This window comes from Dactylosporangium sp. NPDC051541, assembly GCF_044454505.1.
Classification (GTDB): domain Bacteria; phylum Actinomycetota; class Actinomycetes; order Mycobacteriales; family Micromonosporaceae; genus Dactylosporangium.
On the sequence record NZ_JBITDU010000010.1, the window covers coordinates 53,156 to 69,026 of the forward strand.

A 15,871-nucleotide genomic window follows, 5' to 3' on the forward strand; every position below is an offset into this window, starting at 1 on the left:
GTCATGCAGGTCAATGTTGTGACAAATTGTTAAGGGGGCCGAAAAGTTTTCGGCCCCCTGTCGTGCGGTTGGTCAGACGGCGGTGCAGGTGGCGGTCGGCACCGAGTTGGTGCTGCCGGACGCGCCGAGGAAGCCGAACGAGGTGCTCTGCCCGGCCCCGACGGTGCCGTTGTAGCCGACGTTGGTCGCGGTGACGTTCGCGCCGCTACTGGTGATGTTGGCGCTCCAGAAGGAGCTGACGGTCTGGCCGTTGGCGTAGGTCCACTTCACGGTCCAGCCGGAGATGGCCTGGCCGCCGGCGGTGACGGTGACCTGGCCCTGGAAGCCGCCCGGCCACTGGCCCACGATGCTGTAGGCCGCGGTGCACGACTTCGACCCGCCCTGCGACGCGCTGCTGGAGACGCTGCGGCTCGGCGAGGCCGAACTGCGCGACGGCGACGCGCTCGTGGACGCGCTGCGGCTCGGCGACGCGCTCACCGACGAGCGCGACGGCGACGGGCTGGTGACCCCGCTGTAGATCGAGGCCTCCTTGGCGGTGGCCTTGATGCCGTGGGCGCCGTTGAAGATGCGCTGGCCCCACGTGGTCAGCTGGTTGGGGTTGAAGTTCGTCGCCATGTCGAGGACCGGGTCGGTGTTGCCGCTCCACGACCAGCCGATGTACCCCAGCCCGCGGGCGTCGGCCTGCGCGAGGAGCGTCTCGTGGTCGACCTCGCCGGACTGGAACTGCCAGCCGAACTCACCGATCACCAGCGGCCAGTTGTTGTTCTGGAACCGGTCGAGGTAGTCGATGATGGTCTGCGCGTTGGCGTAGACGGCGTACATGTGGATCGACAGCACGGTGTTCTTCAGCGTGTCCGCGTCGTACACCTGCTGCGCGTTGTCGCGCATCACGTTCTGCCAGTCCTGGCCCCAGTTCGGGGCGTCCACCATGAGCAGGTGCTGGAAGCCGTTGCTGCGCATCTTCTGGATCGCGGCGACGGTGGCGGCCGTCCACTGCGACGGGTTGTTGTTGCCGATCGGCTCGTTGCCGATGTTGATGGAGATGTAGCTCTCCTGGCCGACGAGCACGCTCTTCTGGCTGATCCAGTAGTTCACGGCCTCGTCGAGCGTGGCGGCGGCGCCGTCCTCGCCGTAACCGGTGGTGTCGTGCACTTCCAGCACACAGATGAGCTTGTTCGCCTTGCACAGCGAGATGACGTTGGCGACGTCGTTGGACGGCCCCCAGCGCTTGCCGGAGCCGAGCACCACCCGCACCGTGTTGGCGCCGAGTGCTTTCACGTCCGCGAACGCCTGCGTGTTGCCGGTGTACCAGACGTGCGGGTGGTTGACCCCCCGCATGATGAACTGCTGGCCGTTGGCCTCCACGATGTTGCGCCCGCTCGTGTGGAGGCCGACGGCGGCGGACGCCTCCTGGGCGTACACCACGAACGACGCGGCGACCATCAGGACCGCCGCGCCGAAGATCGTGAGTCGTCTCTTCATGAGGTATGTGACTACGCCGCGATATTTCGAAACTCAATCGAAGCGCTTCGAGGTGCTCGCTGACATGCGTGAAGCGAGCTTAAGCGCCTGAAAGATACAGCCGGACTACAGCCGCACTGCAGCGCGACGACCGCCGGGACTCCAGCGCTCGATCCGAACCTATTCGTGTTCGCAGCAAACGAAGCAGGCAACGAACGGATCGGAGCATCCCATGAACACGAACATCTTCAAGCGGGCCGCGCGGATGACGTCGGCGCTGGGCCTGGCCGGGGCCGCGATGCTGGCGGCCACGGCGTTCACGGCCACGCCGGCCGCGGCCTCGCCGGCCTCGGACATCCGGGCCCACATCGTGGACGTGGCCCAGAGCCAGCTCGGCAAGGGCCCGTGCGACCCCGGCTACTACAGCTCCTGCACGGTCGAGTGGTGTGCCGAGTTCGCCCGCTGGACCTGGGGCCAGGGCGGCGTGAGCGAACGCGACGGGCTCAACGCCTACGCGCAGTCGTTCAAGGACTACGGCGAGGCCAACGGCACGTTCCACTCGCGCACCAGCGGCTACACCCCGCAGCCGGGCGACGCGGTCGTCTTCGACTGGGACCATGACGGCGGCGACCCCCATCCGATGGACCACGTCGCGCTCGTCGAGTCCTTCAGCGGCAGCACGATCCACATCATCGGCGGCAACCAGGGCGGCGGGGACGGCCACGTGACCCGCAACGACTACTCGATGAGCAACGGCGACGTCATCGGCTTCACCGCGCCCGTCCTGCCGGCCACGCCGCGCAAGGTCGTCAACGACTTCGACGCCGACGGCAGGAGCGACCTGGCGCTGTTCCGGCCGTCCGCGGGGCAGTGGAACATCAAGTCGGCCGCGCGGGGCGTGCAGCTGTACGGCTCGTACCCGTACGGCGGCGGCGACGACATCCAGCTCACCGGTGACTTCGACGCCGACGGCACCGCCGACATCGCGCTGTTCCGGCCCACCACGGGCCAGTGGAACATCAAGAGTGTCAAGCGCGGCGTGCAGATCGCGGCGTCCTACCAGTACGGCGGCGGCAACGACATCCCGCTCACCGGTGACTTCGACAACGACGGCTACACCGACATCGCCCTGTTCCGCCAGACCACGGGGCAGTGGAACATCATGTCGCTGCACCGGGGCGTGCAGATCCTCGCGTCGCACCAGTACGGCGGCGGCGACGACATCCCGCTCGCGGGTGACTTCGACGGTGACGGCTACGACGACATCGCGCTGTTCCGCAAGACGACCGGGCAGTGGAACATCTACAGCATCAAGCGGGGCGTGCAGATCGTGGCGTCGTACCCCTACGGCGGCGGCGACGACATCCCGATGGCCGGCGACTTCGACGCCGACGGCAAGGACGACATCGTGCTGTTCCGCAAGACCACCGGCCAGTGGAACATCAAGTCCGTCGCCCGCGGTGTGCAGCTCTACGCGTCCCACCCCTACGGCGGCGGCAACGACATCCCGCTCGTCGGCGACTACGACGGTGACGGCTACAGCGACATCGCCCTGTTCCGCGTGACCACCGGCCAGTGGAACATCGAGTCCCTCCACCGCGACGTGCAGCTGCTCGCCTCGCACCAGTACGGCGGCGGCAACGACCTGCCCGCCACCACCATCCCGACCGCGAAGTACTAGTCCCCATCCCGATCTGCCGGGCCGCCCAATCCCCCCGGGCGGCCCGGCCCTCGCCATGCCTGGAGCACACGTCATGAGAAAGCTCGCCATGGTCGCGGCGCTGGCCGCGTGCCTCGCCGCCGCCGTGCCCACCGGGGACGCGCTGGCCGCCCCGGCCGACTTCAGCGTCCGCGGTATCGACATCTCCCACCACCAGGGCGTCATCGACTGGGGTGCGGTCGCCGGCAACAGCCAGCAGTTCGCCTACATGAAGGCCACCGAGGGCGTCGACTACACCGACGAGACCTTCACGACCAACTACGCCGGGGCCCGCGGCAACGGCCTCTACGCCGGTGCGTACCACTTCGCGCTGCCGGACAAGAGCGGCGGCGCGGCCCAGGCCGACTACTTCCTCGACCGCGCGAACTTCCGCCACGACGGCCGGACGCTGCCGCCGATGGTCGACATCGAGTGGCCCGACGGCCCGTCCGGCAGCCCCTCGCCGTGCTACGGGATGACCCCGTCGGCCCTGGTGAACTGGCTGCACGACTTCATCGACCGGGTGCGGGAGCGCACCGGCGGCCCGACCGTCATCTACACGAACACCACCTGGTGGAACCCGTGCACGGGCAGCAACACCTCGTTCGGGAGCTCGCCGCTGTCCATCGCCGACTACAACTCGAACACCGCGGCCAACCCGACGCCGCTGCCGGCCGGCTGGAGCACGTGGACGTTCTGGCAGCACACCGACGCCGGCACGGTCGCCGGGGTGAAGACCGGCGTGGACAAGGACGTGTTCAACGGCTCGGCCGTGGCCCTGGCCGCCTTCGCCGGTGGCCGCCGGCCGGTCAACGACTTCGACGCCGACGGCAAGAGCGACATCGCGCTGTTCCGGCCGTCCGCGGGGCAGTGGAACATCAAGTCGGCCGCGCGGGGCGTGCAGCTGTACGGCTCGTACCCGTACGGCGGCGGTGACGACGTCGCGCTCACCGGTGACTTCGACAACGACGGGTACACCGATATCGCGTTGTTCCGCAAGACGACCGGGCAGTGGAACATCAAGAGCGTCAAGCGCGGTGTGCAGCTGTACGCGTCCTACCCGTACGGCGGCGGGGACGACACGCCGCTCACCGGAGACTTCGACGGTGACGGGTACACCGACATCGCGCTGTTCCGCCGGACCACGGGGCAGTGGAACATCCTCAGCCTGCACCGTGGGGTGCAGATCGTCGCGTCCTACCCGTACGGCGGCGGCAACGACACGCCGCTCGCCGGCGACTTCGACGGGGACGGCTACGACGACCTGGCGCTGTTCCGCAAGACGACCGGGCAGTGGAACATTCTGTCGCTGCACCGGGGCGTGCAGATCGTGGCGTCGTACCCGTACGGCGGCGGCGACGACATTCCGATGGCCGGTGACTTCGACAACGACGGCAAGGACGACATCGCGCTGTTCCGGACCACGACCGGGCAGTGGAACGTCAAGTCCGTGGCCCGCGGGGTGCAGCTGTTCGCCTCCTACCAGTACGGCGGCGGCGATGACATTGCGTTGACCGGCGACTACGACGGGGACGGATACGCCGACTTCGGCCTGTTCCGGGTCACCACCGGCCAGTGGAACATTCTCAGCCCGCACCGGGGCGTGCAGCTGCTCGCCTCGCACCAGTACGGCGGCGGGAACGACCTTCCCGCCACCGTCATCCCGACCGGCTGACGCTCAGGAGTTCTCGAGGTCCCGCTCGAGGTCCCGCGCGATCACCAGGCGCACCAGCCCGGGCATGCGGTACCCGAGCCCGTGGTGTTCGAGCAGGCGGGCGTCGGCCAGCCGGTCGGCGACGCGTTCGGCGTCGCCGACCGGCGCCCGCAGCAGCCCGGCGATCCGGTCCCGGGTCAGCTCGGCCGGCTGCCCCGCGGCCGCCCCGGCCAGCTGCGCCGACACGGCCAGCTGGGCGAGAGTGGCCCGGTCCTCGGCGTCGAGCTGCAGCAGGCTGCCCTCGATCCGCTCGCGCACGTCGAGGTCCCCGGCGGCCAGCTGTTCGAGGCGGTCGGCCGGGTCGCCGAGCCGGTCGGCGAACGCGGCCAGGGCCAGCCCGGGCCGGGCGACGAGCCGGGCGGCCGCGGCCCGCATCGCGAGGGGCAGGCCCTCGCAGGCGGCGGCGATGGCGGCGGCGGCCGCGGGCTCGGCCGCGACCCGGCGGGCGCCGACGGCCTGGCCGAGCAGCTCCACCGCCTGGGCCCGGGGCAGCGGGGCGAGGGACAGGCGCAGGTCGGCATCGAGGTCGGCGAGCGTGCGCCGGCAGGTCACGAGGACCGCGCACCCCGGGTGGGCGGCGAGGAAGGGGCGGACATGGGCGGCCAGCCAGACGTCGTCGAGCAGGAGGAGGAACCGCCGGTCGGTGAGGGTCGAGCGCAGCAGCGCGGCCCGCTCGTCGGCGGACGGCGGCAGCGCCGTGCGCGGGCCACCGAACGAGCGCAGCAGCATCGCCAGGGCGCTGTCGATCGGGGTCGGCTCGGGGCGGGTCGCGTGGAAGGGTACGAACAGCTGCCCGTCCGGGAAGCGGTCGCGGACCCGGTGGGCGGCCGCGAGGGCGAGGGCGGTCTTGCCGACCCCGGCCGCACCGTCGATGGTGACCAGCACCGGCCGGCTCGCCGCGGCCGCGTCGGCGAGGGTGTCGGCCAGAGCCCGCTCGTCGGCGGCCCGGCCGACCAGCCGCGCCGGCGGGGGCGGCAGCTGGTACGGGTGGCCGGCCGGCGGCTGCGGGTGCGGGCCGGCGGCCGGCTTGGCCGGCAGCGGCTCCCGGGGCGGGTCGGCGGCTGGGGCGCCGGCCTCGCCGTCGAGGATGGACTTGTGGGCCTGCCGGAGCCGGGGCCCCGGCTCCACGCCGAGCTCCTCGCGCAGCACGGCGTAGCCCTGCTGATACACGCGCAGCGCGTCGGCCTGGCGGCCCAGCCGATACAGCACCAGCATGAGCAGCGCCCGCATGCCCTCGCGCAGCGGGTGCTCGGCCACGAAGGAGGTCAGCTCCGGCACCATCCACGCCGGGTCGCCGAGGTGGCTGGCGGACTCGAAGCGCCGCTCGGTGGCCAGCAGCCGCAGCTCCTCGAGCCGGGTCGCCGCGGCCCGGAACAGCGGCGAGTCCAGCCCGGCCAGCGCCGGGCCGCGCCAGCGGGCCAGGGCGTCGCCCAGCAGCCGCGTCGCGCCCTCGTGGTCGCCCGCGGCCGCGGCCTGCTCCGCCTCGGCGGTCAGCCGCTCGAACTCGTGCAGGTCCAGGGCGCCGCGCTCCACCTTCACCAGGTAGCCGGGCGGCCGGGTGACGATGCAGCCGGCGCCGGGGCGGCCGATGGAGCGCCGTAGGGTGGAGACGTACGTCTGGACCAGGTCGGGTGCGGTGTTCGGCGGCTCGTCGCCCCAGATCGCGTCGACCAGCCGGGCCGTCGGTACAACGGCGTTGGCCTGCAGTAATGCCGCGCCGAGCAGGGCCTGCTGCTTGGCCGAGGTGACGGCGACCCGCCGGTCGCCGGCCCGGATCTCGACCGGTCCCAGAATGCCGAAGGTGAGCGCCGGTATAATGACGTCGGTCACGACGTACCCCCTATCGGGCCGCCCTCTGCGGGCGACCGCCACGCGGAGCGTGGCGGAGTCGCGTTGTAAATCCGTTAAAGGTCCGTTGAGACGTTGTCGATGGCGAATATCGAGGATGCCCAAACGGTCGTTCCGGGTCGTATGATCCGTCCCAGTCAGGACCTTATTGGGGGGCTAGATGCGAAGGTTAGTGCTCGCGTTACTGACCGCCGGAGCCGTGGCCGCCGGCGGGATCGTCGCGGTGGCACCCGCGCAGGCCATACAGATGCCGTGCTTCACCGATGCCGGGGAATGGCGCTGCCCGGGCCCGACGCCGACCGTGACGCCGACGTCGAACCGGACGCCCTGACCCGTGCGGATCGGCCTGCTCGGGCCGCTGGAGGTCATCGACGACGACGGCGTGCCGGTCGAGCTGCCCGGAGGCAAGCCACGGACCCTGCTGGCCGTGCTCGCCACCCACGCCGGGCGGCCCGTCTCGGCCGAGGTCCTGGTCGAGTCGCTCTGGGGGTCCGCGCCGCCCGCGAGGGCTGACGCCAACGTCCGGGTCTACGTGCACCACCTGCGTAAGGCCCTCGGCGGCGACCGCATCGGCCGCCGCCCGGAGGGCTACGTGCTGTGGCTGGAGCCGGGTGAGCTCGACGCCGCCCGGTTCCGGTCCCTGCTCGCCACGGCCCGCGCCGAGCCCGAGCCGGACCGCGCGCTGGAGTCCCTGGAGGCGGCCCTGGCCCTGTGGCGCGGCCCGGCCCTGGCCGGCCTGGAGTCGGTGCCGGCGCTGGCCGCCGACGCCACCGGCCTCGAGGAGCTGCGGCTGCAGGCCCTGGAGCAGCGCTTCGAGATCGAGCTGACCCGCGGCCGGCATGAGGGCATCATCGCCGAGCTGCGGGCGCTGACCGGGCAGTACCCCCTCCGGGAGACCTTCCGAGGGCAGCTCATGCGGGCCCTGGTCGGCGTCGGGCGGGGGGCCGAGGCGGCCGCCGTCTTCGAGTCGGCCCGCCAGGTCCTGGCCGACGAGCTCGGCCTCGACCCCAGCCCGCAGCTGCGCGACCTGCACCTGGCCGTCCTGCGCAACGACGCCCCGCCGGCCCGGCCCGCCGAGCCGGCCCCGTTCGCCGCGGTCGTCCCCCGCCAGCTCCCGGCCCGCGTCGCCGGGTTCGCCGGCCGCACCGAGTGGCTCGCCCGGATGGACGAGCTGCTGCCGGCCGACGACGCCGACCGTGACGTGCAGGTCGTGACCATCAGCGGCGCCGGCGGCATCGGCAAGACCACCCTCGCGGTGCACTGGGCCCACAGCGTCGCCGACCGCTTCCCCGACGGCCAGCTGTACCTCAACCTGCACGGCTTCGACCCGGTGCGGACCCCGCTGGAGCCGGCCGCGGCGCTGAGCCTGCTGCTGACCGCCCTCGGCGTCCGCCCCCGCGACATCCCGCCCGACCCGGCGGAGCGCGAGAGCCTCTACCGCAGCGTCGTCGCGGCCCGCCGGGTCCTGGTCGTGCTCGACAACGCCCACGACGCCGCCCAGGTCCGCCCCCTGCTGCCCGGCGGTGCCGGCTGCCTGGCCCTGGTCACCAGCCGCGACCCGCTCACCGGCCTGGCCGCCGCCGGGGCCCGGCCCATGATGCTCGACCTGTTCGACACCATCGAGGCCGCCGACCTGCTGGAACGCCGCCTCGGCCGGTGGCGGGTGGTGGCCGACCCGGCGTCGGTCGCGGCCGTCATCGCCCGCTGCGGCGGCCTGCCCCTGGCCCTCAGCGTCGTCGCCGCCCGCGCCGCCGTCACCTCCACCCCGTCCCTGGCCGCCCTCGCGGGGGAGCTGGCCCGGGCCCGGCGGGCACTGGACGGCTTCGCCGGTGTCGACGCGGCCACCGACCCGCGGACGGTCTTCTCCTGGTCCTACCGCGTGCTCGACGACGACACCGCCCGCATGTTCCGGCTCCTGTCGGTCCACCCGGGCCCCGAGGTGACGGTGGGGGCGGCGGCGAGCCTGGCCGGGGTGGCACCGGACGCGGCCGGGGAGGCGCTGCGCCGCCTCTGTGCCGCGAGCCTGCTCAACGAGTCGGGCCCAGGGCGGTACACCTCCCACGATCTGATCCGGGCCTATGCCGTGGAACTGGCCGACGCGACCGACCCCGACGGCGACCGGGACGCCGCCCTGGGGCGGCTCCTCGATCACCTCGTGCACTCCGCGTATGCGGCGACCCTGCTGCTGGACCCCAACCAGACCCCGACGCCGATCGACCCGGCCGCCGACGCGGTCGTCTTCGACCCGGTCGCCGACCGGCCGGACGCCATGGCCTGGTTCGAGGCCGAACGCCCGGTCCTGCTGGCCGCGGTGGAGCGGGCCGGCGCCGACCACCCGTCCCACGCCTGGCAGCTGGCCTGCGCCTGCGTCGTGTATCTGGAGCGCACGGGTCGCTGGCAAGACAAACTCGCCGTCCTGGGTACCGCCCTGGAAGCGGTCCGCCGCACCGCCGACCGCCCCGTGGAGGCCCGCATCCTGCGCAGCCTCGGCCGCACCCTGGGCCGCCTGCACCAGCACGACGAGGCCACCGAGCACCTGCGCGCGGCGGTCGCCCTCTACCGCGAGATCGGCGACGCCAACGGCCTGGCCCACGCCACCGGCACGCTGGGCGAGCTGCTCGAGGGCGCCGGCCGCTACGAGGAGGCGATGACCTACACCCGCCTCGCCTGCGACCTGTACCGCCGCAACGGCAACACCCTGGGCGAGGCCCGCTCCCTCGGCGGTGTCGCCACCCTGCAGACCATGACCGGCCGCTACGTGGATGCCATCGCCACGTGCGAGCGGGCCCTGGACCTGTTCACCGCGGCCGGCGCCCAGGGCGAGCTGGCCCTCGCCGGGGTCTACGACACCCTGGGCGTGGCCAACCACCACCTGGGCGCGCACGCCAAGGCGATCGAGTGCTTCGACCGCTCGCTGAAGGGCCTGAGCTCCGGCGCCCGCTTCTACGCCGGCCTGGTCCTGACCCACCGGGCCGACACCCGGCGGGCCGCGGGCGACCGGGAACGGGCCCGGCAGGACTACCGCGAGGCGCTGACCATCTTCACCGGCCTCGGTGCCCGGGAAGCCGAGACGGTCCGCAACCAGCTCGCGGCGCTGTCCGCCGAGCTCACGCCCCGCCGCTCGCCGTGACCGTCAGCCGGTCTCGGGCTTGTAGGTGAACTCGTTGACCCGTGGGTAGAGCCCGGACGGGTCGATCGGGATGACACCGTCCGCGCAGAAGGCGCCGAACCCGACCACGGCCGGGGTGACCGGCGCGACGGTGACCTTCTGGCTGAGCGGGGCCGTCGTCGAGGACGTCAGCGCGATCGCCACCGTGAGGGTGTCGGCGCGCAGGGTCAGGCTGACGCTGTAGGACTTCCCGGCCCCGAACGGGAACTGCCCGTCGGTGACCGCCGCGCCGACCGCCGCCCCCTTCGAGCCCAGCCCCGCGACCTTGGCCACGTGCCAGTCGCCGGTGTTGCAGATGTACGCGAAGTACGCGCTCTGCCCGTCGCCGTCGGCCACGCCGAGGCAGCGCTTGTGGTACAGCGGCTCCGGCAGGCTCCCGCTCACCGACACGGTGTTGGCCGGTGCGATCGACGGCAGGCCCGGCAGCTGCTCGACGGTGGCGAAGCCGAAGGTGCCGTTCGGGACGGTGACCGGCGTCTGCCCGGGGGAGCAGGCGTTCGGGCTCTTCGACTCGAGGCCCCCGAGGCTCCACTCGGCCCCGTTGGGATCGCACAGCGGGAACGGCGCCGTCGTCGTGTAGCCGCCGGGCTTCTTGGTGGCCGGGGGCTTGGTCGTCGGCGGGGCCGCCACGGCCGTCCGGGAATCGTCCGCCCGGCCGCCGATCGGCACGAACAGCAGCACGGCGATCAGGGCGACCAGCAGGACGGCCACCACCCCGAGCCCGGCGACCAGCAGACCGGTCCGCCGCTGGGGTGGGGGCGCGGGGGCCGGCGGCGGAGCCGGTGGGGTCGTCTGGGTGGGGGTGTCGGTGAGCGCGGCGAGCCAGAGGGCGAGTGGGGCCGGTCGATGCTGTGGCGGCAACTGCAGCGCCCCGATCAGGGCCTGCCCGAGCAGCGGGCGCCGCGCGGCCGCGGGGGTGTGCAGCAGCCGGACCGCGATCGCGCTCAGGTCCGGGCCGTAGTCGCCGGCGGTCGGTGGCGCGTCGCCCAGCACCGCGTGCACCGCGGTGGCGCAGAACGCGAACCGGTCCGCCTCCGGTGTCGGCACCGCGCCCGCCGCGAACAGCTCCGGGGCCGCGTACGGGCGGCTCCGCCCCGGCCGCCCGGGCGCGTCGGTGACCCGGGCCAGGCCCAGGTCGACCAGCACGCTGGAGCCGTCCTCGCGGATGACGATGTTGCCGGGCTTGACGTCGCCGTGCGCGACCGGCACCCCGGTGGCCCGCCCGGAGTGCATCTCGTCGAGCGCCCCGGCGACCGTGGTGAGCGGCCGCAGCCGCTGCGCGACCGACGCGTCGGGGTGCTCGTCGAGCCACTCCCGGAAGGTGACGCCCTCCACGAGGCGCATCACGATGTACCGGTGCTGCCCGTCCGCCGCGGCGGCGCCCCGCCGGTGCATCGGCGGGCCGGTGAACGCGTCGACCAGCCGCACCAGGCCCGGATGGTCGAGGCTGCGCAGCAGGTGTGTGTACTGCTCCCACCCGTCCCGCTCGGACGCGTCCGGCGCCGGCGGCAGGATCTTGACGGCCACGAGGCTGCGCCCGCTGCCGGACAGCGGCACGACCGCCCGCCAGACCTGGCCTTCGGCGCCGCCCCCGAGCTGACTGATGAGCTGATACGAGTCCGGCGACGCCGCCGGCCCCACCCAGTAACGATCGTCGTCATCCATGCCGCTGCCCTTCGTAGCGGTGCCGGTGCGGCAACCGTACGAGGGGGCGCACCCGGCATGGCTACACCGATCGGCCCGAGCCTGTCATCGATGGGTGGACGCACTCCGGGTGGCAGTGGTGAACGTGTATGTGCCCGGGCCGTTGAGCTGGTTCTCGTGCCAGTACAACAAAACCCACACCGGAATGGTCAGCGTGACCGACCGCGTCTCGCCCGGAGCCATGGTGATGCGGTCGAAGGCGACCAGGCGCCGGTCCGGGGCCGGGACCGGCCAGTCGTTGGGCGTGGCGAACACCAGCACGACCTCGTCGCCCTCGCGGTCGCCGGTGTTGCTCACCTCGACCGTCGCCGTCCACGACCGCGCACCGGGGACGACGGTGACCGGGCCGTGGTCGAACATGGTGTACGACAGGCCGTGGCCGAACGGGAACAGCGGATCGCCGCGGTGGTACTGATACGTCCAGCCGGAGCCGATCACGTCGTAGTCCACAGGGGACGGCAGCCGCTCGTCGGCGCGGTACCAGGTCTGCGGGAGGCGGCCGCCCGGACTGTACGCGCCCAGCAGCGCGTCGGCCACGGCGTTGCCCTGCTCTTGGCCGCCGTGCGCGGTCCACAGGATGGCCGGCACGTGCTCCGCGGCCCAGTCGATCGCGTACGGGTAGCTGGAGACGAGGACCAGGGCCGTCGCCGGGTTCGCGGCGACCACCGCCCGCAGCAGCGCCTCCTGCTCCGGCGGCAGGGCCAGACCGTCGCGGTCGACGGTCTCGCGGCCGTTGATGTGCGGGTCGTTGCCGAGCACGACGATCACCCGCTCGGCGGCCTTCGCGGCGGCGACCGCCTCGGCCACGCCGGACGCGACCCGCTCGAACCGGAACACGAGGTCGGGCCGGTCCGCCGGCGCGGCCTGGTTGCGCAGCGCGTATCCGTCGCCGGCCGGGTGCAGCTCCCACAGCTCCCGCACCACCCAGCCGTCCGGCGTCGCCGCCGTCGCCGACACCACACCGCCGTCGTCGACGGTGAGGTAGCCGGTCGCGGCGCGCAGCGTGTGGACCGGGACCGGGCACTGGACGCTCGTGCCCCAGTCCTGGTGGGTGAAGACCGTGCCGGGGCCGTCGGCCAGGGTGAGCGCGCCGGCCGGGTCGACGTGCACGTGCCGGCCGTCGGGGGCGACCAGGCGGAGCTGGTCCAGGCCCTCGGCGGCGAGGACGCGGTCGGGGCCGAGCCGGTCGCGCAGGGCGGACTCGACGGAGACGGCGTAGGGGAGGCTGCCGCTGTACCAGTCGCGCAGCACCCGGCCCCCCAGCGGGCCGATCACCGCGACCGTCGCCGGAGACCGCAGCGGCAGCGCCTGTGCCTCGTTCTTCAGCAGCACGAGCGCTGATCGGGCGGCCTGTGCGGCCAGGCGGGCGTGGTCGGTGCAGGCGATCACGTCCCGGGTGGTGCCGGCGTACGGGTCGCTCGCCGGGTCGAACTCGCCGGTGCTCGCGCGCAGCGCCAGGACCCGGCCCACGGCGGCGTCGATGTCGGCCTCCGTGATCAGGCCGCGCTCGAGGGCCTCCGTGAAACGTTCGATCGTCGGAGCGCGGTTGGTGTCGTTGTCGGTGTAACTGTCGACACCGGCGCGCAGTGCCGCCGCGTGGGACTCCGCATGGGTGGGGAAGAACCGTTCGCTCTCGACGAGGTTGGTCGGGGCGTAGGCGTCCGAGCAGATCACGACGTCGGCGCGGGCGGACCGCAGTACCGTCGCCAGCAGTGGATGCACGTGATTGGGCACGCCGTTGACCAGGTTGTAGGCGGGCATGACGCCGGCCACAACGCCTGCGCGCAGCGGCTCCACGAAGACCGGCAGCTCGTATTCGCGCAGGACCCGCTCCGGCACGTGCACGTCGATCACGTCGCGGGACGTCTCCACGTTGTAGGCCAGGAAGTGTTTCAGCACCGGCGCGGTCCGCCACACCACGGGGTCGGGCCCGCGCAGGCCGGTGCAGTAGGCGATCGCGAGCTCGGCCGTGGCCAGGGGGTCCTCGCTGTAGCCCTCCTCGTTGCGGCCCCAGCGGGGGTCGCGCAGCGGGTTGACGACCGGCGCCCACACGTTCAGTGACGCCCGCGGGGAGCCCAGCGGCGGGTCGTGGTGGAAGGCCCGGACCTCGGTCGCGGCGGCCGTGCCCACCGCGGTCAGCAGTGCGCGGGAGAAGGTCGCGCCCAGGCCCACGGCCTGCGGGAACACCGTGGCCCGGCCCATCCACGCGGCACCGTGCACGGCCTCGCAGCCGGTATGGAACTCGTCCAGGCCCAGGCGCGGTACCGCCGGCTGGGTCTGATGCAGCATGGCGATCTTCTCGGCGAGCGTGAGGCGGCTGAGCAGGTCGTCGACCACGGGGAACCCTTCTGGAGTCGAAGCGCTTCGATGATGATTGGCGGCCGCGAGCATGTCAACTGCGCGCAACTTTCATGCGATCGGCCCGTGATTGCCCAGTGCGGCGGCGATCGTCCTCGATGTCCTTGTCGCACTCCGATCGATGTCCTAGGGTCTGTGATTCGAAGCGCTTCGACACCCCTTTCGAAACTCCCGGAGCGCCGACTTCGTCCGCGTGCACGATCCCATCCCCCTGAAGGGTGGTCCATCCCATGGCAAGCCTGAGCCGGCGCGGCCTGCTCGCGTCCGTCGCCATCGTCGCCGCCGCGCCCTTACTGGACGCCTGCGGCAGCCCCAAGGCGAAGAACGAGGGCACGACCAACCAGGACGAGCTGACCAAGGCGCTGCCGGCCTACGTGCCGAGCAACGCGGTCAAGCCGGACATCCCGGTGGTCAACGGCGTCAACGGCGCCACCACCGACCCGGCCTTCCTGACCTACCCGGCCAACCCGCCGAAGTCCGTCACCGGCGCCGTCGGCTCCGGTGGTTCTTACACGACCATGACCCCGCTCTGGGGCTCGATCCCGCCCTCCAGCGGCAACGTCTACTACGACACGGTCAACAAGGCGCTCGGCACCACGCTGAAGCTGCAGCCGGCCGACGGCGTCACCTACGCTGACAAGCTGCCGCCGCTGTTCGCCGCGGACAAGCTGCCGGACTGGATCAACATCCCGGTCTGGGTCACCGGCAACCTCAGCTTCGGCGACGCGGTCGCGAACAAGTTCGCCGACCTGACGCCCTACCTGGCCGGGGACAAGGTCAAGCAGTACCCCAACCTGGCCGCGCTGTCGCCCAACGCCTGGGTCTCCGGCGTGTGGAACGGCAAGCTCTACGGGCTGCCGATCTACTCGTCGAACGCGGTCGTCGCCGGCGCCTACTACTACCGCAAGGACCTCTTCGACAAGGCCGGCGCCTCGGCCGACATCAAGAGCATCGCCGACCTCGAGGCCCTCGGCAAGCAGCTGACCAACGCCTCGGCCGGCGTGTGGGCGTTCGACGACCTGTTCGGCAACGACGCGGCCTACATCAACCAGCTGTTCGAGTTCGGCAGCGGCAGCTACCCGTGGCAGGACCAGGGCGGCAAGCTGGTGCACCGCTACGAGACCGAGAACATCGTCGAGGCGCTGAACTGGCACGCCAAGATGGTGAAGGCCGGCTACGTGCACCCCGACGTCATCGCCAACAACACCCAGAACGGCAAGCAGCGGTTCTGGAGCGGCAAGGTCCTGATCTGCGCGGACGGCACCGGCGCCTGGGCCGGTGACGACAACAAGTCCGGCAGCGCGGCCAACCCCACCTACAACCGGCAGGCCTTCAAGCTGTTCAACGCCAAGGGGGCCGACCCGAAGATCGAGCTGGGCAACGGCGCCGGGATGTTCGCGTACCTGAACAAGAAGCTCAGCGACGCCCAGATCAAGGAGCTGCTGAACGTCGCGAACTACCTGGCCGCGCCCTACGGCTCGGCCGAGTGGCTGACCGTCAACTTCGGCCAGCCCGGCACCGACTACAACATGAAGGACGGCAACCCGCTGCTGACCGAGCAGGGCAGCAAGGAGGTCGCGACCACGTTCCAGTTCCTGGCCTGCCCGGCCTCGGCGGTCACGGTCCAGTCCGGCGCCACCCAGGTCGTCAAGGACTACGCCGCGTGGCAGGCCGAGATGGTCAAGCACGTCTACAAGCCGCTGTTCTACGGCATGAACGTGAGCGAGCCGTCCCGGTTCGGGTCGCTCGGCAAGCCGATGATCGACACGATCACCGACGTCAAGCTCGGCCGCAAGCCGATCTCGGCGTGGACCGACGCGGTCGAGCAGTGGCGCAAGACCGGCGGCGACGACCTGCGCAAGTTCTACGAGGACATCCGCACCAAGTACGGCACCGGCAAGTGAGCCCTCAAGGGAAA

General features: G+C 72.1%; 8 protein-coding genes. 4 read left to right on the top strand and 4 right to left on the bottom strand.

Annotated elements, in window-relative coordinates; translation table 11 throughout:
• Positions 1 to 72: 72 nt before the first annotated feature.
• A complete protein-coding gene (locus ACIA8L_RS36750) occupies positions 73 to 1,482 on the bottom strand; it encodes a cellulase family glycosylhydrolase (protein WP_395911844.1) in 1,410 nt (469 codons plus the stop codon).
• A gap of 211 nt (positions 1,483 to 1,693) precedes the next feature.
• On the opposite strand from ACIA8L_RS36750, the gene ACIA8L_RS36755 reads away from it, so the two are divergent.
• Both ACIA8L_RS36755 and ACIA8L_RS36760 read left to right on the top strand, forming a co-directional pair.
• Complete coding sequence (locus ACIA8L_RS36755) at positions 1,694 to 3,142, top strand: CHAP domain-containing protein (protein WP_395911846.1); 1,449 nt, start codon at positions 1,694 to 1,696, stop codon at positions 3,140 to 3,142.
• A 73-nt stretch (positions 3,143 to 3,215) separates the two neighbouring features.
• Positions 3,216 to 4,835 carry a GH25 family lysozyme gene (locus ACIA8L_RS36760; protein ID WP_395911847.1) on the top strand — a complete coding sequence of 540 codons (1,620 nt, stop codon included), beginning with the start codon at positions 3,216 to 3,218 and terminating at the stop codon, positions 4,833 to 4,835.
• 3 nt (positions 4,836 to 4,838) lie between these two features.
• Here ACIA8L_RS36760 and ACIA8L_RS36765 read toward each other — a convergent pair whose 3' ends face one another.
• On the bottom strand, positions 4,839 to 6,704 hold the full coding sequence (locus tag ACIA8L_RS36765) for a BTAD domain-containing putative transcriptional regulator (protein WP_395911848.1): 1,866 nt from the start codon (positions 6,702 to 6,704) through the stop codon (positions 4,839 to 4,841).
• Positions 6,705 to 7,056: 352 nt separating this feature from the next.
• Here ACIA8L_RS36765 and ACIA8L_RS36770 point away from each other — a divergent pair, with 352 nt between their 5' ends.
• The gene (locus tag ACIA8L_RS36770) at positions 7,057 to 9,852 is read left to right on the top strand and encodes a BTAD domain-containing putative transcriptional regulator (protein WP_395911850.1); all 2,796 of its coding nucleotides are present in this window, start codon (positions 7,057 to 7,059) and stop codon (positions 9,850 to 9,852) included.
• A gap of 3 nt (positions 9,853 to 9,855) precedes the next feature.
• Here the strand turns inward: ACIA8L_RS36770 and ACIA8L_RS36775 are convergent, their stop codons facing one another.
• Together ACIA8L_RS36775 and ACIA8L_RS36780 are read right to left on the bottom strand one after the other, a co-directional pair.
• Positions 9,856 to 11,556, bottom strand: a complete 1,701-nt coding sequence (locus tag ACIA8L_RS36775; protein WP_395911852.1) for a protein kinase — start codon at positions 11,554 to 11,556, stop codon at positions 9,856 to 9,858.
• An 84-nt stretch (positions 11,557 to 11,640) separates the two neighbouring features.
• Entirely contained in the window at positions 11,641 to 13,932 is a 2,292-nt protein-coding gene (locus ACIA8L_RS36780; RefSeq protein ID WP_395911854.1) for a beta-glucosidase, read from the bottom strand.
• 251 nt (positions 13,933 to 14,183) lie between these two features.
• Between ACIA8L_RS36780 and ACIA8L_RS36785 the strand changes: the two genes are divergently transcribed.
• Positions 14,184 to 15,857, top strand: coding sequence for a hypothetical protein (locus tag ACIA8L_RS36785; RefSeq protein ID WP_395911855.1), 1,674 nt, complete (start codon positions 14,184 to 14,186; stop codon positions 15,855 to 15,857).
• The last annotated feature ends 14 nt before the right edge of the window (positions 15,858 to 15,871 follow it).

Coding starts and splice junctions, on each gene's coding strand:
- ACIA8L_RS36760 (WP_395911847.1), top strand. CDS start 3,216: ATGAGAAAGCTCGCCATGGTCGCGGCGCTGGCCGCGTGCCTCGCCGCC.
- ACIA8L_RS36750 (WP_395911844.1), bottom strand. CDS start 1,482: ATGAAGAGACGACTCACGATCTTCGGCGCGGCGGTCCTGATGGTCGCC.
- ACIA8L_RS36785 (WP_395911855.1), top strand. CDS start 14,184: ATGGCAAGCCTGAGCCGGCGCGGCCTGCTCGCGTCCGTCGCCATCGTC.
- ACIA8L_RS36755 (WP_395911846.1), top strand. CDS start 1,694: ATGAACACGAACATCTTCAAGCGGGCCGCGCGGATGACGTCGGCGCTG.
- ACIA8L_RS36775 (WP_395911852.1), bottom strand. CDS start 11,556: ATGGATGACGACGATCGTTACTGGGTGGGGCCGGCGGCGTCGCCGGAC.